The organism is Pseudarthrobacter sp. NIBRBAC000502771 (genome assembly GCF_006517215.1).
Lineage (GTDB): Bacteria > Actinomycetota > Actinomycetes > Actinomycetales > Micrococcaceae > Arthrobacter > Arthrobacter niigatensis.
In genome coordinates, this window is the sequence record NZ_CP041187.1 from 653,007 (window position 1) to 675,403 (window position 22,397).

Annotated in this window: 24 protein-coding genes; 15 read left to right on the plus strand and 9 right to left on the minus strand. The window is 67.0% G+C overall.

All coding sequences use genetic code 11. The annotated features are described in order from the left end of the window. Window positions 1–30: 30 nt before the first annotated feature. Both NIBR502771_RS03110 and NIBR502771_RS03115 read left to right on the plus strand, forming a co-directional pair. Window positions 31–381, plus strand: coding sequence for a hypothetical protein (locus tag NIBR502771_RS03110; protein ID WP_141158427.1), 351 nt, complete (start codon window positions 31–33; stop codon window positions 379–381). 125 nt (window positions 382–506) lie between these two features. Then, a complete protein-coding gene (locus NIBR502771_RS03115; protein ID WP_141158428.1) occupies window positions 507–830 on the plus strand; it encodes a hypothetical protein in 324 nt (107 codons plus the stop codon). A gap of 32 nt (window positions 831–862) precedes the next feature. Here the strand turns inward: NIBR502771_RS03115 and NIBR502771_RS03120 are convergent, their stop codons facing one another. The 7 genes from NIBR502771_RS03120 to NIBR502771_RS03150 form a co-directional block, all read right to left on the minus strand. Further along, entirely contained in the window at window positions 863–1,192 is a 330-nt protein-coding gene (locus NIBR502771_RS03120; protein WP_141158429.1) for a GNAT family N-acetyltransferase, read from the minus strand. 15 nt (window positions 1,193–1,207) lie between these two features. Beyond that, entirely contained in the window at window positions 1,208–2,527 is a 1,320-nt protein-coding gene (locus tag NIBR502771_RS03125; protein ID WP_141158430.1) for an acyltransferase, read from the minus strand. A gap of 85 nt (window positions 2,528–2,612) precedes the next feature. Beyond that, a complete protein-coding gene (locus NIBR502771_RS03130) occupies window positions 2,613–3,017 on the minus strand; it encodes a DUF1304 domain-containing protein (protein ID WP_141158431.1) in 405 nt (134 codons plus the stop codon). Window positions 3,018–3,053: 36 nt separating this feature from the next. After that, on the minus strand, window positions 3,054–3,905 hold the full coding sequence (locus NIBR502771_RS03135) for a class II fructose-bisphosphate aldolase (protein WP_141158432.1): 852 nt from the start codon (window positions 3,903–3,905) through the stop codon (window positions 3,054–3,056). Then, window positions 3,905–5,371 (minus strand): GntP family transporter, encoded by a 1,467-nt coding sequence (locus NIBR502771_RS03140; RefSeq protein ID WP_141158433.1) that lies wholly within the window; start codon window positions 5,369–5,371, stop codon window positions 3,905–3,907. The genes NIBR502771_RS03135 and NIBR502771_RS03140 overlap by 1 nt, the downstream gene beginning before the upstream one ends. Window positions 5,372–5,555: 184 nt before the next feature. Then, a complete protein-coding gene (locus tag NIBR502771_RS03145; protein ID WP_141158434.1) occupies window positions 5,556–6,455 on the minus strand; it encodes an NAD(P)-dependent oxidoreductase in 900 nt (299 codons plus the stop codon). Window positions 6,456–6,485: 30 nt separating this feature from the next. After that, the gene (locus NIBR502771_RS03150; RefSeq protein ID WP_141158435.1) at window positions 6,486–7,982 is read right to left on the minus strand and encodes a four-carbon acid sugar kinase family protein; all 1,497 of its coding nucleotides are present in this window, start codon (window positions 7,980–7,982) and stop codon (window positions 6,486–6,488) included. Window positions 7,983–8,154: 172 nt separating this feature from the next. Between NIBR502771_RS03150 and NIBR502771_RS03155 the strand changes: the two genes are divergently transcribed. Both NIBR502771_RS03155 and NIBR502771_RS03160 read left to right on the plus strand, forming a co-directional pair. Continuing rightward, entirely contained in the window at window positions 8,155–8,859 is a 705-nt protein-coding gene (locus tag NIBR502771_RS03155; protein WP_141158436.1) for a FadR/GntR family transcriptional regulator, read from the plus strand. 113 nt (window positions 8,860–8,972) lie between these two features. Continuing rightward, the gene (locus NIBR502771_RS03160; RefSeq protein WP_141158437.1) at window positions 8,973–9,185 is read left to right on the plus strand and encodes a dodecin; all 213 of its coding nucleotides are present in this window, start codon (window positions 8,973–8,975) and stop codon (window positions 9,183–9,185) included. A gap of 69 nt (window positions 9,186–9,254) precedes the next feature. Here NIBR502771_RS03160 and NIBR502771_RS03165 read toward each other — a convergent pair whose 3' ends face one another. Both NIBR502771_RS03165 and NIBR502771_RS03170 read right to left on the minus strand, forming a co-directional pair. Continuing rightward, a complete protein-coding gene (locus NIBR502771_RS03165; RefSeq protein WP_056331347.1) occupies window positions 9,255–9,461 on the minus strand; it encodes a hypothetical protein in 207 nt (68 codons plus the stop codon). A gap of 161 nt (window positions 9,462–9,622) precedes the next feature. Continuing rightward, window positions 9,623–10,522 carry a helix-turn-helix transcriptional regulator gene (locus tag NIBR502771_RS03170; RefSeq protein ID WP_141158438.1) on the minus strand — a complete coding sequence of 300 codons (900 nt, stop codon included), beginning with the start codon at window positions 10,520–10,522 and terminating at the stop codon, window positions 9,623–9,625. A 202-nt stretch (window positions 10,523–10,724) separates the two neighbouring features. Here NIBR502771_RS03170 and NIBR502771_RS03175 point away from each other — a divergent pair, with 202 nt between their 5' ends. The 11 genes from NIBR502771_RS03175 (at window position 10,725) to NIBR502771_RS03225 (ending at window position 22,305) form a co-directional block, all read left to right on the plus strand. Then, window positions 10,725–11,546 (plus strand): aldo/keto reductase, encoded by an 822-nt coding sequence (locus NIBR502771_RS03175; RefSeq protein ID WP_141158439.1) that lies wholly within the window; start codon window positions 10,725–10,727, stop codon window positions 11,544–11,546. Between the two features lie 55 nt (window positions 11,547–11,601). Beyond that, window positions 11,602–12,573, plus strand: a complete 972-nt coding sequence (locus NIBR502771_RS03180) for an aldo/keto reductase (RefSeq protein ID WP_141158440.1) — start codon at window positions 11,602–11,604, stop codon at window positions 12,571–12,573. Next, window positions 12,567–13,589 carry an SDR family oxidoreductase gene (locus NIBR502771_RS03185; RefSeq protein ID WP_141158441.1) on the plus strand — a complete coding sequence of 341 codons (1,023 nt, stop codon included), beginning with the start codon at window positions 12,567–12,569 and terminating at the stop codon, window positions 13,587–13,589. The genes NIBR502771_RS03180 and NIBR502771_RS03185 overlap by 7 nt, the downstream gene beginning before the upstream one ends. 81 nt (window positions 13,590–13,670) lie before the next feature. Continuing rightward, window positions 13,671–14,381 (plus strand): TetR/AcrR family transcriptional regulator, encoded by a 711-nt coding sequence (locus tag NIBR502771_RS03190; RefSeq protein WP_141158442.1) that lies wholly within the window; start codon window positions 13,671–13,673, stop codon window positions 14,379–14,381. A gap of 128 nt (window positions 14,382–14,509) precedes the next feature. Further along, window positions 14,510–15,766: an acyl-CoA dehydrogenase family protein gene (locus NIBR502771_RS03195; RefSeq protein WP_141158443.1), complete on the plus strand. Its 1,257-nt coding sequence runs from the start codon at window positions 14,510–14,512 to the stop codon at window positions 15,764–15,766. A 49-nt stretch (window positions 15,767–15,815) separates the two neighbouring features. Next, on the plus strand, window positions 15,816–17,012 hold the full coding sequence (locus NIBR502771_RS03200) for an acetyl-CoA C-acetyltransferase (protein WP_141158444.1): 1,197 nt from the start codon (window positions 15,816–15,818) through the stop codon (window positions 17,010–17,012). Between the two features lie 23 nt (window positions 17,013–17,035). Continuing rightward, the gene (locus NIBR502771_RS03205; protein WP_141158445.1) at window positions 17,036–18,592 is read left to right on the plus strand and encodes a long-chain fatty acid--CoA ligase; all 1,557 of its coding nucleotides are present in this window, start codon (window positions 17,036–17,038) and stop codon (window positions 18,590–18,592) included. Between the two features lie 82 nt (window positions 18,593–18,674). Beyond that, complete coding sequence (locus NIBR502771_RS03210) at window positions 18,675–19,508, plus strand: aldo/keto reductase (RefSeq protein WP_141158446.1); 834 nt, start codon at window positions 18,675–18,677, stop codon at window positions 19,506–19,508. A gap of 132 nt (window positions 19,509–19,640) precedes the next feature. After that, a complete protein-coding gene (locus tag NIBR502771_RS03215) occupies window positions 19,641–19,907 on the plus strand; it encodes a GlsB/YeaQ/YmgE family stress response membrane protein (protein ID WP_141158447.1) in 267 nt (88 codons plus the stop codon). Between the two features lie 125 nt (window positions 19,908–20,032). After that, the gene (locus NIBR502771_RS03220) at window positions 20,033–20,434 is read left to right on the plus strand and encodes a YtxH domain-containing protein (protein WP_141158448.1); all 402 of its coding nucleotides are present in this window, start codon (window positions 20,033–20,035) and stop codon (window positions 20,432–20,434) included. A 218-nt stretch (window positions 20,435–20,652) separates the two neighbouring features. Next, window positions 20,653–22,305, plus strand: a complete 1,653-nt coding sequence (locus tag NIBR502771_RS03225; RefSeq protein WP_141158449.1) for an HNH endonuclease signature motif containing protein — start codon at window positions 20,653–20,655, stop codon at window positions 22,303–22,305. Window positions 22,306–22,397 lie beyond the last annotated feature (92 nt).

The window sequence follows — 22,397 nt, forward strand, 5'->3', positions numbered from 1 at the left end:
GCCGGCCGGGCTGCTGCCTGAGGGGGAAACATGGAACAGCAACACTCCGGGGCGCTCGGATTCCGCGAAGTGGACAGGCACGGACAACCCGTAGCGCCTGAAGCAGACGGTGCTGAGCCGGCAGGGACGCCAAGGTCATGGCCGGCGCCCAACCCGTTCATCGTGGCGCTGTGGCTGCTGTGCGCCGCAATGATTGCCGGCGGAGCGTCGGCGCTGCTGAACAACCCCATGTTCGTGTCCATGGGAGACCGGGCCACGTTCGACTATCTCGTGTTCGCCTTTGCCCCGCAGGGGATTTCCGGCGGGATTGCCGTCCTGATTGCCCTGCTGTTCTGGCACGCCTGGACTTGGCAGCGCCGGCGGGGCTGGAACTGGAGATGAGGCCCTGACTTGTGCACCAAATAATAAGCATGCTTTGCTTATGGTGACAGATGAACCTCCGCAAGCAGTTCGCGGCGGGACTGCCACCGCCGGCGGTTCCGTGAAGAAGCCCAAGGAAGAACATAATGACCACCGCAATGGAACACCAGCTGACGGCGTCCGGGGAAGGCACCCAAACAGCTGGCCCGGCCTTGTCCACCACCGTACCCGTGGACGCCGGCCTGCTGATGACCTTGAACTCGCGCATGCACTGCCGTACGCCGATGCAGCGCGTCGATCCGGACGAACTTCCGGTCCGGCAGCCCGTCTACGTGGACGGCAACACCGTCGTTGCCCTGCGTCCCGGCTCCGTGCCGGAGAGCATCGTCACCTACCGTTGCGCGTGCGGCTTCACCATCGACGATCCGGGAGCCGTAGCGGCAGTCAGCGACCAGGCCCTGGCCAGCTGACCACCGCCGGCACTCATGCCGGCGTCCTGGGGTCATCCCTCCGGCCAGTCGACAAACTGCTCGTAGCCTTCGTGCTTGCGAAGGTAGCTGGAAATAAACGGGCAGTGCGGGATGATCCGCTTGCCCGTGGCCACCACGTCATCCAGGGCAAAATGCGCCAGGACCTTTCCCAGCCCCTGGCCCTCAAAATCCCGGCCGGTTTCGGTGTGGGTGAAGTCGATGTGCCCGGGAAGGTCGTGGAAGAAGGCCTGCACCGCGAGCTGTCCGTCCACCAGGAGCTCGTACCAATGCTGCTCGTCGTTGCGCCTCAGCGAGACGTTGGCGGTGAACTTGTCCTCCGCGGACGTGGTGTACTCGGTCATGGTTCGACACTGGCACTACTTCAGTCCGCTGGCAATGGTCCATCGGCCATGGGGGCGCCGGAATGCCTGCCGGCGGCCCAGCGGTGAACCCCGCAGCAACAGGAGGGCCACCGAGAAACACACTGTTCCGGCTGCCAGCAGTCCCAGCGACAGTCCGCTGAGTGCGGCATCGGCCACCGGGATGAAGACCACCACGACGGCGGCCCCCGCCATGGCGGGCCGGCAGCGGATGGTGGCGGCCGGCGTCGTCCGGTCCTCCAGGCGGCCGAAGGCTGCGGCCACCGGCAGGAGCAGGATGACCAGCGCCAGCACCACCAGGGGCCGTGACCACCACCATGCGGCGGTGCCGGCGCCGGGCTTGGGAAACGGCACCAGGAGCAGCAGTCCCGACATTGCGCCCAGCAACGGCAGGTGCCACAAGTACACCGTCAGGGACCGGCGGCCCGCCATGGCCACGAGGCGGCCAATCCAGCGGACCTTGGCGAGCGCCGCCAGGACAGGCCGTGCCAGTTCCATCACGGCCAGCTGGGAAACGCCCAGAAGGACCAGGGTGAGGTTGGGTGGATTGAGGTTCACCAGCATGTTGCCGGTATACAGCCCCAGCCCCGTCACTAAGCCCAACGCAAGGTTTGCTGCCAGCGCGATGGCCAGCAGGCCGGAACGGGAAAGCCGGGCCGTCCAGCCGTCGGCCGCCAGGAAGCCCAGTTGCTGCACTGCGCACCAGACGAACACCAGGTTCGCGTAGGCAAGGTTCGGCAGCGCCTCCCGGAGGCAATCCACGGCAACCACGAGGCCGAGGAGCAGGCCGAGCGCCAGCCAGGGGGAACGCGCATGGAGCGCCGCCAGGACCGGAATGTTCAACTGCGCCGCGAGGTAGGCCGCCAGGAACCACAGCGGCATGCCCGCGCCGGTGGCCATGAGCTGGACTACCTGCTGGTCCACCCCGAGGGCACGGGCCAACGACAGTCCCAGGACCATCGCCGCGAGCAGCGCAGTGGCCGGACGGACCAGGCGCAGGAGCCGCGCACGGAGGAACTGGGCCGCCGTGCCGCCCCGCGCCTTAAGCCGGCGCCAGGACTGCAGCCCGGTCACACCCCCGGTAACGAAGAACAGGGGCATCACCATGAAGATCCAGATGACCGGGACAAACCAGTCCTGGTCGCCAAGGGTGTTCTCCGTTGTCACGGTCCCGTCCGGGTGGAGGACCGGACTGACCATCATGGAATGCCCCACCACCACCAATGCCAGGCAGACGAAGCGGACAAGGTCGATCGCCGGATCACGGTCCGCCGTGTCCGCCCCGGTTCCTGTCCCCCGCCCTACGGTGCTGCGCATGGGACCTGCAACGATGCGACGCTGCCCACGGCTCTATTGTGCCCCCGTTACCTGCCCGGTTTGAGGACTTCCGTCCCTTCTGCCGCTATTGCAGCACTGCCAGCAGTCCGAGTACGACGGCGAGCAGCGGCGTGGTGCCCTGGGTTGCGGCCGCGCGGAGGTACTTGCGTCCGGTGAGCGCCAGGACGGCGGCCGCCAGCAGCATGGAGCCGCAGCAGCTGAAGATGAGGGTCCAGCCTGCCACGGCCTGCGCCGATCCGGCACCGGCGAAAGCCACAAGGCCCACGCCGATCAAGGCCCCAATGGCGAGGAACAGGTTGTAGAAGCCCTGGTTGTACGCCAGGGACTTGGTGGTTTCGGCGTCCGGCTGGGAGGCGACCCCGAACCGTTTCCACGTGGCGGGCCGGGTCCAGGTGAGGGACTCCATGGTGAAGATGAAGACGTGCAGCGCGCCGGCGAGGAAGGCAAAAAGAAGGGAGGCCAGGATCATGGCTCGATCCTAGCCTCCCCCCTCACCGCGGCTGTCCTATCGCGCCAGCGTGGCCAGCGTGGTGCCGGCAAACCCCTTCGCCGACTGGTTCCACAGCGCCAGCAGGCCCTGGAGGTTTTCACCGTCGGCTCGGTGGGCGGGAAGCTGGTCCTGGAGGGTGGCCAGCACGCCGGTCCGCAGTTCGGTGTTGAAGTTGACCTTGCCCACGTTCATGGCCGCGGCTTTGACCAGTTCTTCGGCCGGGATGCCGGAGGCGCCGTGCAGCACCAGCGGGATGTGGATCCGCGCCGCGATGTCCTGCAGCACGTCCCAGCGCAGCCTGGGCTCGCCCTTGTACTTGCCGTGGACGTTGCCCACGGCGATGGCCAGCAGTTCCGCGCCGGTGCGGGACACGAAGTCCTCCACCTGCGCGGAGTCGGTCAGGCCCGCCACGTCGACGCCGGACTGGCCGGGCTGGAAAGCACGGTCCTCGTCCCCTGCCAGGCCGCCCAGCTCCGCCTCGAGCACCACGTCTGCGCCGAGGAGGGCCCGGGCCGCCCGGACCAGCGCAATGTTGTCCTCATACGGGAGGGACGAACCGTCGGCGAGGACGGAGTCCGCCCCTGCCGCGACGGCTTCGGCCATGACTTTCAGGTCTGAAGCGTGGTCCAGCTGCAAGGCGACCGGCACGTCGGCAGAATCCGCCAGGCCCCGGAGGGCGGCAATAAGGCGGAGTCCGTTGGGGGTGGCGGCGGTCTTGGGGGCCACCAGCAGGATCACGCCCCGGCCGGATTCCTCGGCGGCCGCCACCACTGCCAGCGCGGTGGTGAAGTCGTAGCAGGTGAAGGCCGGCACGGCGGAGCCCTTCTGGAGGGCGGAGGTGACCAAGTAGTCCAGTCGGGTATGCATCAGGCGCCCAGGCCTCCCACCAGGATCCAGGCCACGAAGGTCAGCGCGAAGCCGGCCACGCCCAGGATGGTGGTCAGGACGGTCCAGGTCTTGAGGCCGTCGGACACCGTCAGGCCGTAGTACCGGACGACAACCCAGAAGCCGGCGTCCGTCACATGGGACAGGCCAAGGGCACCGAAACCGATGGCGATGACGATCACGGCGATCTGGGCCGGGCTGTAGCCGCCGCCGCTGACCGCAGCGGACAGCAGGCCGGTGGTGGTCACGATGGCCACGGTGGCTGAACCCTGGGCAGCGCGAAGGGCCAGCGAGATGATGAAGCCCAGGAGCAGCAGCGGCACACCGAGGGTGTCCAGGGTCTTGGAGAGGGCGCCGCCGATGCCGGAAACCTGCAGGACGTTGCCGAACACGCCGCCGGCGGCCACCACCATCAGGATCGAGGCGATGGGGGGCAGGGAGCCCTCGAAGATTTCGCCGGTTTCCTTGAAGGACCAGCCGCGGCGGACAGCCAGCAGGAAGAAGGACAGCGCCACGGCCACCAGCAGGGCCAGGAAGGGGTTGCCGATGAAGGAAGCGAGGCCGTACAGCGGATCGGACTTGGGGATGACGAGCGTGCCCACGGTGCCAAGCAGGATCTGCACGATGGGCGCTGCGATCAGGAAGATAATCAGGCCGGGGCGCGGCGGTGCGACGGCGGCGGCGCCGGGACCGTCGTGGCCTACCTTGACCAGTGACTTGGAACCGAACTCTTCAACCTGGGTCTTCACCGCGGGCAGCAGTTCGTAGTCCTTGCGGTTCATGATGGAAGCCACCCAGTAGGACAGGAAGCCCAGCGGCACGCAGATCAGGAGCGAGATCAGCGCGATCAGTCCGATGTCGGCGCCGAGGACGCCCGCGCCGGCAACGATTCCCGGGTGCGGCGGGACAGCCACGTGGATGGAGAGCATGATGCCGGCCATGGGCAGCCCAAACTTGACCGGGTGCACCTTGGCGATCTTGGCGAAGGCGTACACGATAGGCACCAGCACGATGATGCCCACCTCGAAGAAGACGGGAATGGCCACCAGGAAGCCGACGGCGGTCAGCGCCACGGCCACGCGGCGGGCCCCGAGCTTGCGGGTGAAATGGTCGGCGAGGGACTGGACACCGCCGGACACCTCGATCATGCGGCCCAGTACTGCGCCGAGCGCAATCAGGATGGCGACCTTGCCCATGGTGCTGCCCACACCGCTGGAGACCACAGTGAAGATGTCCTGCAGCGGAATGGTGGCGGCGACGGCCACCAGGATGCTGACCGTCAGCAGGGCCACGAAGGCCTGGACCTTGAAGCGGATGATCATCACCAGCAGGATGGCGATGCCCACCGCTGCGATGGTGAGCAGTACCGGGGTGCCCAGCTCAACGGCGGGCTTGATGGCCGGGGCATCGGCCGCCCGCTGCAGCAGCGGGTTCATCAGGTGGTTCACAGGGGGATGTCTCCTTTGACGTGCCGGTCCCGGGGCAGGGCGGCATCAGGGAATGGTGGGGTGGGGATAAACGTTGCGGGACTGCGCCGGCAGCGCTGGGAGGGACGACGACGGCGGAGGGGGGACCGCCGTCGTCGTACCTTTTGCCGCAAGGGCAGGAGGGTGGCTTATCAGGTGCGCTGGGCTACTTGGTGCGCTTTGCCGGCGCGACCACCTTGATGACGGCGGAGTCATCGGCGGCGGCGAGGCCCTGGGCCTGGCCCAGCAGGTAGAGCTGTTCGGCGGCGGCGGCAACGGGGGCTGCCAGGCCTGCGGCGCGGGTGGCCTTGCCCACGATGCCCATGTCCTTGACGAAGATGTCCAGGCGGGACAGCACCTCGGCGCCTTCCTCGTCGTAGGCCTCGAGGATGCGCGGGCCGCGGTTGGAGAGCATGAAGGAACCTGCCGCGCCTGCTTCCAGGGCGGCGAGGGTCTTGGCCTGGTCCAGTCCCAGCGCGTCGGCCAGGGCCAGGGCCTCGGCAGCGGCGGCAATGTGGACGCCGCACAGGAGCTGGTTGACCGTCTTCAGCGCTTGTCCGTCGCCGGGGTTGTCGCCCACCACGGTAAGCGTGGAGGCGAGCAGGTCCAGGGCGGGGGCGGCCTTTTCGCGGGCTTCGGGGGAAGCACCCACGACGATCAGCAGGTCGCCTTCACCGGCGCGCTTGGGACCGCCGGAGAGCGGGGCATCCACCAGGTCCACGCCGTATTCGGCCAGCTTGGCCACGGTGGCGGGGATGGCGTCGGTGCCCACCGTGCTGCCAAGGATCACCACGGCGCCGGGCTCCAGCACGGAGGCCACGCCGTTCTCGCCGAAGAGGACGTCGTTGAGCTGCTCGCCGTTGCGGACGGCCAGGAGGACGGCGTCGGCACCCTTGGCGGCTTCCCGGGCCGTGGTGAAGGTGGCAATCCCGGCTTCCCGGGCCAGCTCCAGGCGGGGCTCGGCGATGTCGAAGCCGTGGACGGTCAGCTGGGAAGCCAGGCGGGTGGCCATGGGCAGGCCCATGGCCCCGAGGCCCAGGACGGTGACGGTGTAGTTGCTGGTCATGGTGTTCTCCATTGAATTCTTGCGGGGCTTCTAGAAAGTACTGCTGAGCTTGCGGGTGACCTGGGCCAGGGAATCGTCGTCGCCCACGTTGCCGGCGAAGACGATGTACGGGATGCCCTTGGCGGGACCGTCCACGGGCTCCCAGAGGCTGACGATGCCGGGCAGCATGGGTCCGCGCACGATCGCGTGGCGGATTTCCAGTCCGTGGGCTGCGACGTCCGAGGACGTGATGCCGCCCTTGGCGATGACGAACCGCGGCGGGAAGGTCTTCAGGGTCCGGTTGACCACGGCGACGACGGCGGCGGACACCGTACGGGCGATCCGCAGGCTTTCGGCGGGGTCATCGGTCTTGATCAGCAGGCGGCTGGTGTGGACGATGACGTCCCCGGCGTGGAGGGCCTCGACGACGGCGTCCACGGTCTGGTCCAGGTGGGCTTTAGCGTCCGGTTCGGCACCGAGGAGCTTCTCGACGTCGATCTCAATGATCCGCGCGGAGCCGTGCTCCGCGGTGAGGACGTTGAGCTGGCGCGTGGTGACGCCGACGTGCGAGCCCACCACGATCAGGCCGCCGGCCCCGGACGGGGTGTTGCCGGCGTAGGCCTCCCCGGCCGTGAGTGCGGTGCGTACTTCCTGGCCGATGCGGCCGCGGACGAACGGCGGGCCAACGCGGTACAGGAGCTTCTTCCCGCGGCGCTCGGCTTCTTCCAGGCCCAGGGCCAGCGCGCGGAAGTCGTTCTCGGTGACGATGTCCGCGACGATGGGGGTGGAATCGGTGGCCGGCTCGATGGCATCGGCGATCGCCTTGGCGGAGATGGCCGGGTCCTGCGCGGAGGCACCTGCACGGATGATGTTCAGGTCCAGGACGATCACGGAGTCTGCCGGGAACCGGCCCTGTGACTTCTCTGCGATGTAGTCCGCCATGACGGACGTACTGAAGCCGAAGGAGGCGTCCTTGGCGAACTCGGTCTCGGAGACGGGGACCAGGGTTCCCGCCGCGTCACCGGTGCCGCGCATGTAATGGACGCCGCCAATGGTGAGCCGGCCGGCGTCGGGGAAGGCGGGGACCAGGACGACGCCGTCGGTCTTTTCGCCGCTGACTTCGGCAACCGTGGCTGCGATGACGTCCGGCTCCAGGGGGAAGTGGCCGCGGAGGGTGGAATCGCTCCGGCTGACGAATCCCAGCCGAAGACTGGAACCGGCAGACTCCGCCGAACCTGCCGCTTCAAGCGCGTTGCGGACCACTTCCTCGTTGCGGGCTGCAGCCTCGGCCGGGTCGAGGCTGCGGGTGTTGGTCAGGACATACACGGCGGGCTTGCCCTGGCCGAAGGCCCAGGTGAAATCTTCCACGTCCCAGCGGGTGAGCACCGGCAGGTCAGCCACGGACTGCGTGCCTGTGGGGTCGTCGTCGAGCACTACCAGGACGCGGGGAACGTCCGCGTTGGAAGCGGCCAGCGTGGCAGCAACCAGCCCGGCGGGAATCTCGAGGTCTGCCGGATAGGCGGCCAGAACGTCTGCTTCATGCGTCACAGTGCACTCCGTTGTGTAGCGATCCGGCTCCCGGATCCTGATGTAAAGAAAACTGTAAGATGTCAGACATCTTGCATTCGAAAATTAGTGTGGCACACGGCATACGGACGCGCAAGTACACTTGTCTGACATATCCGCCAGGAGTCGGCCGGACAGAGTGATCGGGGGGAACATGGCAAGGAAGTCGCTGGTGGGCGTGGTGGCCGATGAGCTGCTGGACCGCATCATCGAAGGCGAGTTTCCGCCCGGTTCCGTCGTTCCCGGCGAGCATGAGCTGAGCGCCCGCCACGAAGTCAGCCGCATGACCGTGCGCGAGGCCATGAAGACACTGCAGGCCCAGCGCATCCTCAGCGTGGAGCGGGGCAGGGGTACCTTCGTCAATCCCCTGAGCCGCTGGGCCTCGCTGGAAGCCGTACTCCGGGCCGCGTCGGAGGGCAAGAACGACGCCGATGCCTCCATCCAGCTCATCGAGCTGCGCAGGATGCTCGAAACGGGCGCCTGCGAACTGGCAGCCGGACGGATTGTCGAGGAGGACATCACGTCCCTCTTCAACTACATTGCGGCGATGAAAGCCGCCCATGGCATTAACGACGTCGCAGCCTTCGTGGAAGCCGACCTCGCCTTCCACGACGTCATCCTGCGCGCCTCCGGCAACGTGTTCGTCTCTGTCCTCTTCGAGCCGCTGCACCGCGTCCTGGAAAAGCGCAGGGCCGAGACCTCCGCCGTTCCGGCAATCCAGGAGCACGCAATCGGCCACCACCAGAACATCGCCGAAGCGCTGGAGTCCCGCGATGCCGCCCGCTCACGCCAGGCCATGGATGCGCACATGCAGCAAACGCTCGATGACCTGAAGCAGCTGGTCCTGGACGCCAAGTAGCCGCTGTGTCCGCGGTTCCCGTTGCCAGGGGACCCTGTTCAACGCTCCCGCAGGCCCACTAGGCTTCAGGGACGGCCCGCAACCGGGAGCATCGACGATCACGAGGAGCGAAGTTGTCCAACCACACGTACAGCATTTCTGAAATTGTCGGCACGTCTACCCAGGGAGTGGACGACGCCGTCCGCAACGGGATTGCCCAAGCCTCCAAGACCCTGCGGAACCTCGACTGGTTCGAGGTGAAGGAGGTCCGCGGCCACCTTGAGGACGGGAAGATCGCGGACTGGCAGGTGACCATCAAGATCGGTTTCCGGCTGGAAGAACACTAGGCCACGCAAACTGACCCGCAGCCGGCACCTTTCCAGCGCCGGCTGCGGGTCAGTCCTGTTTTAGGCGCCCTAGTTCGCGGTGCCCGGGCTGCGCCGCCGCCATACGGTGGGCACGCCGTCGAACGCCGGAAAGACATGGCCTTCGAAGAAGGACAGGACGGTGTGTGGGTCCAGGTCCGGGCTCCAAAGACCCGAAGCCGGGCAGTGCGAACCGGTAGCGGTGGACGCGGCGCCGGCGGATGCCTGGCGTTCCTTCAGCAGGGCGATGCGTTTCATCGTTGAGACCATCCTGGGTGTCGAAAAATGGGCGTGGGTAAGCATGTACTCCCACCCTAGGAAAAGGCCGGCCGCCCACCAATGGGCGGCTGGCCAGAATCAACCCACTTCGATGGACGAATGTACAGTGGCCCACACCCGGTCCCGCCAGGACGGACCGCTCAGCCCGCGGCTTCGGCCTGGGTGGCGGCAGCGGCGTCCCGTTCCGGGTCCAGGTCCGGCCCGGCGCCGAGGCTTCCCAGCAGGGCCAGCGCGTCCGACGACGGCGACCCCGGTCGGGCGGAATACACCCTCAGCGTCTGGTCGGGATCCTCCGGCAAGACCAGGTTTTCAAAGTTCAGTTCCAGGTCCCCCACGGACGGATGATGCAGCCGGATGGTCCCGGCAGCCCGAGTGGCCACACGGTGCCCCGCCCACCACTTGCGGAAGTGTTCGCTGTGGACAGCCAGTTCGCCCACCAGGTGGCTGGCCTGGGGATCATTGGGGTGCCGGCCCACGTCCAGCCGCAGGGATCCTGCCGCTTCGGCGGCAACCGTCTTCCAGTCCCTGAAGAGCTCCCGCGCCGCGGGGTCCAGGATGGTCCAGCGGGTCAGGTTGCGCTCTGCGGGGGGCAACGAAGGGAAGTCGGTGAACAGGAGGAAGGCCATCCGGTTGCCGGCCAGGACATCGTTCCGGCGGCCCAGCACCATGGCGGGAACCTCCCCCACCGCGTCCAGGAGCTGGCGCAGCGCGGGCCGGACACCCTGGGCAGCGTTGGCACCGGGCTCGCGGGGAGCACCGGCGCAGTTCTCGAGCAGGTCCAGCATGTGCGCGTGCTCGCTGCTGTCCAGCCGGAGGGCCCTGGCTACGGCGTCCAGGACCGTGCGGGACGGGTGGATGTTCCGGCCTTGCTCCAGCCGGACGTAGTAGTCGGTGCTGACGCCGGCAAGCCGCGCCACTTCCTCCCGCCGCAGGCCCGGAACCCTGCGTGCCCCTGTGGTGGGTCCCGTCCCGGCGACATCCGGGCTCAGCCGGGACCGCATGGCTTTGAGGAATTTTCCGAACTCGGCGCTTTGACCCATGCAGACCATTGTGCCTGCGTGGGACGGCGCGCTCTACCACGAAGGTAGGACTGGCAGTCCTAGGAAAAACAGGAACAGCCTTGCCTGCTGACTTGCTGGACCGAAATGCATAGGCTCAGGAATGAGCCAGTGGAAACCGATTTCTCTTCCGCGGGGCAGCCGGCAGCAAACTCCGGCACCACCTTCCAAAAGGAGCACTCCCATGTCAGAGCTGACACTCAACAACGGCGTCACCATCCCCCAGCTTGGCTTCGGTGTTTTCCAGGTCCCGCCGGAAGATACCCAGCGGACCGTGGAGGACGCCCTGGAAGCGGGCTACCGCCACATCGATACCGCAGCCGCCTACCGGAACGAAGCAGGAGTCGGGGCAGCCCTCGCCGCCACAGGCATCGCACGCGAGGACATCTTCGTCACCACCAAGTTGCGCAACGGCGAACAGGGCAGGGCGCAGGAGGCATTCCAGAACAGCCGCAAGGCACTGGGCCTGGACTTCATCGACCTCTACCTCATCCACTGGCCGGTTCCGTCGCAGGGCCTCTTCGTCCAGGCATGGAAGGAGATGGAACGGCTTTACGAGAACAAGGAAATCCGCGCCATCGGAGTCTCCAACTTCCTCTCCGACCACCTGGACACCCTGCTGCAATCCACCGAAACCGTGCCGGCCGTCAACCAATTCGAGCTGCACCCCAGCTACCAGCAGGCAGACCTTGCCGCCAAATGCCGCGATTTGGGAATCGCCGTCGAGGCGTACAGCCCCCTGGGGCAGGGCGGGGACCTCAATGGAAACGCCGTCACCGCGATCGCCGCCGCCCACGATGCCACCACCGCCCAGGTGGTGCTCGCCTGGCACCTGGCCAGCGGCAACATCGTCATTCCCAAGTCCGCGAACCCTGCCCGCATCCGGGAAAACTTCGCGGCTTCGTCCCTGAAGCTGTCCGCGGACGAAATCTCCGCCATCACCGCACTGGAGACCGGCGCGCGCATTGGCTCCGATCCCGCCGTCGCCTCCTTCACCCAGATGTAGGTTCCAGCCTGCCCAACCACCGGCTTGGCATGCTTACCCGTTGAAAGGATTCTCCATGCAGTACACCCATCTGGGCCGCTCCGGCCTGAAAGTCTCCCGCCTCTGCCTGGGCACCATGAACTTCGGGCCGCAGACCGAGGAAGCGGACGCCCACAGCATCATGGACTCGGCCCATGAAGCCGGCATCAACTTCTTCGACACCGCCAACGTCTACGGCGGAGCCGACCACCGCGGCTGGACCGAAGAAATCATCGGGCGGTGGTTCGCCAAGGGCGGCGAGCGCCGGGAGCACACCGTCCTTGCCACCAAGCTCTACGGCACCATGACGGACCGCCCCAACGAGTCGAAGCTCTCGGCGCTGAACATCCGCCGCGCCCTCGATGCCAGCCTCAAGCGCCTGCAGACCGACTACATCGATGTCTACCAGTTCCACCACATTGACCGCGACACCCCGTGGGATGAGATCTGGCAAGCCATCGAGGTGGCAGTGCAGCAGGGCAAGATCCTGTACTCGGGCAGCAGCAACTTCGCCGGCTGGCACATCGCCCAGGCCCAGGAAGCAGCGCGCCGACGTAACTACACCGGCCTGGTCAGCGAGCAGTCCATCTACAACCTGTTCATGCGCCAGGTGGAACTGGAAGTCATCCCGGCGGCACAGCAGTACGGGCTGGGCCTCATTCCCTGGTCGCCGCTGCAGGGCGGACTGCTGGGCGGGGTACTGAAAAAGGAACGCCAGGGCGTCCGCCGCACCGAAGGACGGGCCGCGGAAACGCTGAAGAAGCATGAGGGCCAGATCCGCGAGTACGAGGACTTCGCGGACGAACTGGGCCACGAACCCGGCGACGTGGCCCTGGCGTGGCTCCTGCACCAACCCGCGGTGACGGCGCCGATCGTGGGCCCACGCACGCAGGAACAGTTGGACGCCGCCATCCGCGCACTGGATGTCACCCTTGGCGCCGACGCCCTCAAGCGGTTGGACGACATCTTCCCCGGGCACCGTACGGCACCGGAAGACTACGCGTGGTGAGCCCAACCGCCACGGAGACGGTGGCGCCGAGGAGCATCCTCTTCATCGGCGGCACCGGGGTCATCAGCGCGGCGGCGGCAGAACGCGCCGCCGCGCTGGGCCACCGGCTGACCATTTTGAACCGCGGCCAGTCAGGCAGGCCTGCCCCTGAAGGCGCGGAAGTGCTGCACGCGGACGTCCGTGACGCAGCGGCTGTGCGGGAGGTGCTGGGCGGGAGGGAGTTCGACGCCGTGGCGGACTTCATCTCCTACACTCCGGACCAGGCGCAAACCAGCATGGAGTTGTTCCGGGAGCGGACGGGCCAGTACGTGTTCATCAGTTCGGCCTCCGCATACCAGAAGCCGCCCACCAGGCTCCCGATCCTCGAATCCACGCCTTTGAAGAACCCCTTCTGGCAATACTCCCGGGACAAGATCGCGTGCGAGGAGCTACTCTTCAGGGCCTACCGGGAGGACGACTTTCCGCTGACGGTGGTGCGTCCGTCGCACACCTACGACCGCACCAAGATCGCCATGGTGGGCGGCTGGACTGACATTCACCGGATGCGCGCCGGGCTGCCGGTCATGGTCCACGGCGACGGTACTTCCCTGTGGACGCTGACGCACAGCAGGGACTTCGCCAAGGCGTTCGTGGGCCTGCTCGGCCGGCCGCAGGCAGTCGGTGAAAGCTATACCATCACCTCCGACGAATATCTGCCCTGGAACCAGATCTACCGGCTCTTCGCGAGGGCGGCCGGCGTCAAGGAACCCGAACTGGTCCACGTGGCGTCCGAAACCATCGCCGCCCGCGACTCCGAACTGGGTTCCAACCTCCTGGGCGACCGGTCCCATTCGGTGGTCTTCGACAACGCCAAGATCAAGTCCCTGGTCCCGGACTACACGGCCACGATCCCGTTCGCGGACGGTGCACGGGAGATTGTTGAGTGGTACGACAGCCACCCGGAGCTGCAGCAGGTCAACGAGGCCTTCATGCAGCTCTCGGACAAGCTCACCGGCTGGGCGCGGCAGGGCGCCTGAGCCTGCGCTGCAGTCACCGCTGGGTCCTCCCGCATCCAGCGGTGGCCCGACGGCGCCTGCCGGCTGTGCTAATTTCGGCGCATGACGTTGCCCCCTTCAGAACAGCCCGTCGACAAACCTGTCGCCGCCGCCATCGCGCTCCTGGCCGGCCAGGGTTTCGATGCAACGTCCGTTGAGGAACTTGCCGAAGCCTCGGGCATGAGCCGCAGCACGTTCTTCCGACGCTTCGGGTCAAAGGAGGACGTGGTCTTCGCCGACCACGAACGGATCCTGCGCCAGGTGAATGACCGGCTCGCGGAATCCAGGCTCGAGCCCCTGGCCGCCGTCGCGGACGCGGCACTGCTGGTCTTCGAACACCATGTGCGGAACCGCGATACGTCCCGGGCCCGGTATGGGCTCCTGCAGGCGGTTCCGGCCCTCAGGGACCGGGAACTGGTCACGTCGCACCGGTACGAGCGGGCATTCCTGCAATACCTGAACGAGCGGCTGCCGCAGGACGGGCGGAGCGGGTACAAGGCCGTGGCCTTCGCCGCAGCCGTGGTAGCCGTGCATAATGCCTTCCTCCGGCAATGGCTCCGCGCCTCGCCCGACCCCGCGGATGCTGGGGATGGGGACCGGAAAAGGGCCGCAGCCCTCGCCGCCGAACTTCGTACCCTGGCAGAAACCTTCCGGCCCGCACTCCTTGGTGCCGCCGCCACCGCACAACCCGCGCCGACCGTCGTCGTCACCGTTCTCCCGGGCCAGGCCGGCAGGGAAGCGATCGCCCAGGCCGTCCTCGACGCCCTTCCCTAGCTCGCTGCCGCCGCCGTGGTACTCAGTTTCTTGACGTGGAACTGCGTTTCATAGCATCCTTGAACCGTGTGGTGCACGCCACACGGCCCCGGCCCCAGCGCCGCCGCTGATTCAAAGGATGCAGATACATGACGACGTCGTCACCCAGCCTCGCGCCCACCGGCACCGGAGACCCTGCCGGCTTCCCGTCCGGGACGGTAGAGCCGGAGTATGTCCTGACCGAAGCCCTCGGGACGGACCCCGCATCCATCCTGGCCGGCGTCAGCGACCAGGACCGCAGGTACTGGGACAGAGCCCGCAACTTCGTCCAGGATGAGGTCCTCCCTGTCATTGACGGCTACTGGGAGCGCGGGGAATACCCGCTGCACCTCCTCCGCCGCCTGGGCGAACTGGACCTGCTCCGCGATGGCATCACGGTGGAGGGCTTCGCGCCCATGAGCAGCATGGCCGCCGGCCTGGTGAACATGGAAATCAGCCGCGGAGACGGATCCGTGGCCACGATGATTGCGGTCCAGGGCGGCCTGGCCCTTCGGTCGGTTGCCGAGTGCGGATCCGCGGCACAGCAGGAGCGTTGGCTGCCCGCGATCGCCAAAGGCACGGAATACGCGGCGTTCGCCCTCACGGAACCAACCCATGGCTCCGACTCCGTGGCCCTGGAAACCACTGCCACCCGCACGGAGGGCGGCTTCCTGCTCAACGGCGAAAAGAAATGGATCGGCAATGGTTCCGTGGGCGGCGTCAGCGTCGTCTGGGCCCGGGGCGACGACGGCCAGGTCCACGGCTACCTGGTTCCACAGGACTCCCCCGGCTACACCGCCAGGAAAATCGAGGGCAAACTTGCCCTCCGCGCCATCTGGCAGGCCCACATCCGCCTGGAGGACGTCTTCGTCCCGGAAGAAAACGTCCTGCCGGGCGCACGTACCTTCAAGGACACAGCCCGGGTCCTGCTGGCGACCCGCCTGGGCGTTGCCTGGTCCGCCGTCGGCCACGCTACGGCCTGCTACGAAACGGCCGTCCAGTACGCCAGGCAGCGCAAGCAGTTCGGCCGTCCGCTGGCCGCGTCCCAGATCGTCCAGGAACGGCTGGCCCGGATGCTCAGCGAACTGGCCACCATGCAGCTGATGGTGGTGCAGATGACGCGCCTGGATGAGGCCGGGACGCTTACGCCCGAGCAGGCATCGCTGGTGAAGTACACCTGCACCCGGACCGCGCGCGGCATCGCCTCCAACGCCCGTGACCTGCTGGGCGGCAACGGCATCCTGCTGGAAAACCGGGTTGCCAGGCACCTTGCCGACATTGAAGCCATCCACACCTACGAAGGCACCGAAACCATGCAGGCGCTCATCATCGGCCGCGGCATCACCGGTACCTCCGCCTTCGCCTGAGCCTTGACCACCCGGCTCCGCCACCCGCCATCCCCCGAAAGGACTGTTCTTGAACCAGAACGCCAACATCCCCGTCATCCTGGGCGGCGCCCGCACCCCGTTCGGCAGGTTCCGCGGCGGCCTCACGCCCTTTTCCTCCAGCGAACTGGGCGCCCATGCCATCCGCGCTGCACTGGAACGCACGGGCGTGGCGCCGGAGCAGATCGGGGCCGTCATTGTCGGCCAGGTGATCCAGGCCGGAGCGGGCCAGGGCCCCGCACGCCAAGCCAGCCTGGCCGCCGGAATCGGCTGGGACGTCCCCACCATCACCATCAACAAGCTCTGCCTGTCCGGACTCACCGCCGTCATCGACGCTGCCCGGATGATCCGCACGGGGGAAGCCGACTTCATCGTGGCCGCCGGCCAGGAATCGATGACCAACGCACCGCACCTGGTCCCCGGGCTGCGCGCCGGCGTCGTCATCGGCGATGCCCCCATGCTTGACTCCCTGAACCACGACGGACTGCAGGACCCGGTCAGCGGGAAGCTGATGGGTGAGGCCACCGATTCCGGCAACGCCGAACGCGGAATCACGCGCGAAGAACAGGACGCCGTGGCGGCCCGGTCCCACCAGCGCGCCGAAGCCGCCCGCGCGGCCGGGATCATGGCGGAGGAGATCGCACCAATCGACATCCCGCAGCGCAAGGGACCTGCCGTGACGCTCGAACACGACGAGGGCATCCGTCCGGACACGACAGCGGAATCCCTGGCCCAACTCCGCCCTGCGTTCTCCAAGGCCGACACCGCCACCATCACGGCAGGGTCGTCGTCGCCCCTTTCCGACGGCGCCGCGGCGCTGGTCATTGCCAGCAAGGCAGCCGCGGAAGCAGCAGGCCTGGAGTGGATTGCCGAGATCGGCGCCCACGGCCAGACCGCAGGCCCCGACGGCTCCCTGCACTCCCAGCCGGCGCGGGCCATCGAACGCGCGCTCAAGGACCAGGGGCTGACCGTCCAGGAGCTGGACCTGGTGGAAATCAACGAGGCCTTCGCGTCAGTCCTCATCCAGTCCGCCAACGATCTCGGCATCGACGCCGAAACCGTCAACGCCGAAGGGGGCGCCATTGCGCTGGGCCACCCCGTGGGCGCCTCGGGCGCGCGCCTGGTGCTGCACCAGGCGCTGGCGCTGAAACGCCGCGGCGGAGGCATCGGCGTCGTGGCCCTCTGCGGGGGCGGCGGCCAAGGCGACGCCCTCATCCTCACCGCGTAACCATCCCAACGAAGAAGCAGGACATGACCAACACCAACTCCGCCGACGGCTTCGCCACCATCTCCGTCGCAGCGATCCTCGCTGAATCAGCCAAGAGGACTCCCGGCAGCATCGCCCTGGTTGTCGGTGAAGACCAGGTCAGCTACGGCGACCTCTGGCGCCAGACCCGCGCCTACGCCGGTGCGCTGCGCGCCCGCGGCGTTGGTCCGGGAGACGCCGTCGCCGTCCTGATCCCCAATGTGCCGGACTTCGCGCGGGTGTATTACGCCATCCTCTCGCTCGGCGCCATCGTCGTCCCGGTGCACGCCCTGCTGAAGGCCCGCGAAATCGAATACGTCCTGCAGGACAGTGGCGCCCGGCTGCTCATCTGCGCCGCTCCCCTGCTCACGGAGGGCGCTGCCGGTGCTTCGGCCAGCGGGGTCGATGTGCTGACGGTCATGGCGCCCGACGACGGCGGGTTTCCACGGCTGGAAGCGGAGGCGGCCGCCGCGGAGCCGATCCGGACGTACGAACCCTGCCGCCCATCGGACACGGCCACCATCCTGTACACGTCCGGCACTACCGGCAAACCGAAGGGTGCGCTGGGGACGCACTTCGCCCTGGTGGAGCAGACGTCGGTCCTGCTGACCAGCGTGATGGACTTCCGGCCGGGCGACACCCTCTTCGGCGGGCTGCCGCTCTTCCACACCTTCGGCCAGACGGTGGTGCTGAACACGGGCCTGCGCGCCGGGGCCACCATCGTCCTGATGCCCCGGTTCACGGGCCCGGATGCCCTGAAGCTGCTGGCACGGCACAACGTCAACATCTTCCTTGGCGTGCCCACCATGTATGTGGCGCTCCTGGAAGCTGCCAAGACCGTGGCGGAACGGCCCACCGCGCTGCGGTACGGCATCTCCGGCGGCGCATCCCTTCCGCTCGCCGTGATGGACCGTTTCCGCGACGTCTTCGGCGTGGAAATCCATGAAGGGTATGGCCTGACGGAAACTTCGCCGGTGGCGGCCTTCAACCACGTGGGCATGCAGCCGAGGCCGGGCACCATCGGGATTCCCATCTGGGGCGTCGACATCGAGATCGCCCGTCCCGAGGTGACCGAGCGGATCGAGCTGCTGCCCAACGGGGAACTCGGCGAGCTGGTAATCCGGGGGCACCTGCTGATGAAGGGCTACCTCAACCGGCCCGATGCCACCGCCGAGGCCGTGGTGGACGGCTGGTTCCGCAGCGGCGACCTTGGCACCAAGGACGACGACGGCTACCTCACCATCGTGGACCGCAAGAAGGACATGATCATCCGGAACGGCTACAACGTGTACCCGCGGGAGGTGGAGGAAGTCCTGCTGACCCATCCCGCCGTGGTCAGCGCGGCCGTGTACGGCGTCCCGCACGACGTCCACGGCCAGGAAATCGCGGCCGCCATCGTCCTGGACGCGGGGGCGACAGTCACCGAGACCGAGCTGATGGACTTCGCCAGCGCCCGGCTCGCGGCCTACAAGTACCCGCGCGTGGTCAGGATACTTTCCGAACTCCCGCTGGGGCCCAGCGGCAAGATCCTGAAGCGGAAATTGGCGGAGGAACCGGCCTAGGCTCCACCGGCAGTAACCTGCGGGCCGTCCCGAATCGCGGGCACCGGGAGCCGGGACGGCCCGCAGGGGGCAGACTGGTCGCATGACACTTGCACCGCTCATCCACCTCAATGACGGCAACAGGATTCCGCAGCTGGGGCTTGGCACCTGGCCGCTGGACGACGAACAGGCGGCCGCCGCCGTCGTGCAGGCTGTTGAAGCCGGGTACCGGCACATCGACACGGCCGTGAAGTACGGCAACGAGCGCGGCGTCGGGAACGGCATCCGGGCCTGCGGCGCGGATCGCGGCGAGCTCTTCATCACCACCAAGCTCGACGGCGAGTTCCAGGGCCTCGACCGCGCGGTGGCCGGCCTGGAAGGGTCACTGGGGCGCCTGGGCCTGGATTACGTGGACCTGTTGTTGATTCACTGGCCGCTTCCCGGCAGGGACCAGTACGTTTCCACGTGGCAGACGTTCGAACGCCTGCAGGCTGAGGGGAAGGTCCGGTCTATAGGCGTGTCCAACTTCAAGCCGGCGCACCTGGAACGACTGATGGCGGAGACTGACGTTGTGCCGGCGGTGAACCAGATCCAGCTGAGCCCGGCTATCACGCGGCGCGCAGAGCGGGAATTCCATGACCGGCATGGCATTGTGACAGAGTCCTACAGTCCGTTGGGCGGGTCGGGGGCAGGTTTATTGGCTGCTCCCATCCTCTCCCGGCTGGCGGAAAAGCATGGCAAAGCCCCTGGCCAAGTGGTCCTGCGGTGGCACGTACAAAACGGATTGGTAACGATTCCCAAGACGGCTTCCCCCACCCGGATGGCCGACAATCTGGACGTGTTCGATTTCGTCCTTGACCCGCAGGATCTCGCTGATTTAGCGGCCCTGGACGAGGGCCCAGGGGCAGGCAATGACTCGGACACGACGGGGCACTAAAACCGTCCTGAACTGCACTTTTTTCCAGAAACGGGGTTGGCAAAAAGATAGTAAGCATGATTACTATTGAGCCAGAAGGATGAAGTGCCTCCGGGACCCGGAGGCCTCCTTTACTTAGGAAGAGAGCTTCAAATGGGATTTATTGCATTTCTGATTCTCGGACTTATTGCCGGTGCGATCGCTAAGGCGATCCTCCCGGGACGCCAGGGTGGCGGCTGGATCATCACCATGGTGCTGGGCGTCGTCGGCGCTTTCCTCGGTGGCTGGCTGGGCGGGATGATCTTCGGCAGTGGACTGCAGGAGTTCTTCTCGATCCAGACGTGGCTGCTGGCGATCGTCGGCTCGCTGATCGTCCTTGCCATTTACGGCATGGTCACCAAGCGCAGCGCCCGCGGATAACTGCACGGGCACGCCAGGAAGCCGGCCTGGGGACATCATCCCCGGGCCGGCTTTCATTTTCCCCGGCAACTGGCGTCACGCCCCTAGCCGGGACTGACAACCTTCTCGCAGAGCAGGAGATCATCGTGAAAAACAAGCTTCTTTTGGGTGTAGGCGTTGCCGTGGGCTACGTCCTCGGATCGCGGTCAGGCCGTGCTGCCTACGACAAGCTGAAGGCCCGCGCGGCCGGCATCTGGGACAGCAAGCCGGTGCAGGACAAAGTCTCGGTGGCGACGGAAACCATCAAGGAAAAAGCGCCTGAAGTGGCCGACCAGCTTGGGGAAGCCGCACGCAGGGCAGGCACAGTGATCGGCTCTGCAATGCACCGCGACACTTCTGCGGGTCATGCTGCAGCAGGCACTTCTGCTTGGCCTTCAACGGGTACCGGCCCCGCCGACGCCCTGGGTGAGGACCACATCCCCGCCCACAGCACCCACCCGGAGACCACCAACTTTGGTACCTCCGATGGGACCGCCACGAAGTCCTAATCGACGCTTCACCGGTCATCCATGACGCTGGTCCCGCCGCATGACATGGGAATGACCAGCCTTTGTGCTACAACTGAATCGCCTTGCCGGCCGTCGCGATCCTTGGGGGACGCGGCGGCCGGCGGTTTTTAACTGGCACACCCATCGCAGTTTCCCCGTTTTCCACATAGGGGTTGTGGGGTCTCTTCATTGTCAGTGGCGGCTGGCAGAGTGTGGTCATGGAGGCAGTTGGGGAGCAGCTGGATGAGTCGTTCGGTGTGTTGTACGGCGGGCTGTTCAGCGGGAACGCGGACGACGCCGGCAGCCGGCGGACGGGTCCGGCCCGCCTTCGCGCCGTCCCCGGCGGGGAGGGATCCGGCCCTGCCATCCTCGGGGCGCTTGCCGAAGAACTCGCCACCGCCGCCCTGGCCGCCCCCGGCCTGCTGGCCATCGCCACCTACAGCGAGGCGGCCGATTACGCCGGCCACGCCGAGGAACTGGCCCGCACCGTGGAGTATCTTCAGCTCCTGGCCGCCGGTGCCGTGGAGCGGACCCGTACCCAGGCCATCACCCAGGCCGCGGCCCGGACCACCCACGCTGCCGTGCCCTCACCGGCCGATGACGGGTGCCGCAACACCGCAGAGTTCCTCCGCCTCCGGCTTCGGATCCCCATCCGCGAAGCCCGCCGCCGACTCACCCTCGCACAGCACACCCTGTCCGGCAGCACACTGACCGGCGAACCACTCACACCACCCCGGCTCCACCTTGCCGCCGCCCTTACACCCGGCACGGACTCCATCGACCCTTCCCGGATGGTTCAGGGCACCGCCGTGTCCTCCCACGCCGCGACCCTCATCACCGCCACCCTGGACCGGCTCCAACACCACACCACCCCAGAGACCCTGGACCGGATCGAAGAGCACCTCACCACCGCAGCCACCAACACCGACCCCGACTTCCTCACCCGCCTGGCCCAACGCTGGACCGACACCATCGACGCCGACGGCACCGAACCCACCGAAGAAGCCCTCCGCAACACCCAAGGCGCCTTCATCCGCAAACCCCGCCACGGCCTGCACCACCTCGAAATCTTCGCCACCACCGACCAATACGAACACCTCCTCACCGTCATGAACACCGCCACCAACCCCCGCACCACCACCCCAGCCACCAGCACCGGCGACTCGCCCGGCACCGGCACCGAACACAGCAGGCGAACAGCCGAAACAGCAGCCCTGCCCGACCTGCCTGACCTGGACCGGCGCACCCGCGCCCAAAAACAACTTGACGGCCTCATCACCGCCGCCAAAACCGCCCTCGCCACCAACACCCTGCCCACCACCGGCGGCAACCGACCCCAAATCGTCGCCACCATCCACTACCGGGACCTCTTCCCCACCCACGCCGCCACCTCCGCAAGAAAAGACCACAGCGCGGAAGCAGGGACAGGAACCTTCGCGTTCACCGGCCCCGTCGCCGCGGCCACCCTGCGCAAAATCGCCTGCGACGCCGACATCATCCCCATCCCCGCCCTCCTGGGCACCAACGGCGAAATCCTCGACCTCGGCCGCAAAACCCGCCTCTTCACCCCCGCCCAACGCACCGCCCTCACCACCCGCGACCAAGGCTGCGCCTTCCCCAGCTGCACCATTCCCGCACCCTGGTGCGAAGCCCACCACATCACCTACTGGTCACACGGCGGACCCACCACCACCAACAACGGCGTCCTGCTCTGCAGCCACCACCACCACCTCATCCACAAAGAACAATGGACCATCACCACCACGACCGGCACACCCGCCTTCATCCCCCCACCCCACATCGACCCCACCCAAACACCCCAACAAAACCACTACTTCAAACCCCCACCACCACCCCATCAACACGAATAGGGAACGCAGCCCGGTAGGGCGCAGCCTGGCGTACTGGGGTTTTCCGGACGGTTTAGAAGGATCGCTACGTGCGGTCCACGGCTGCTGGGCCT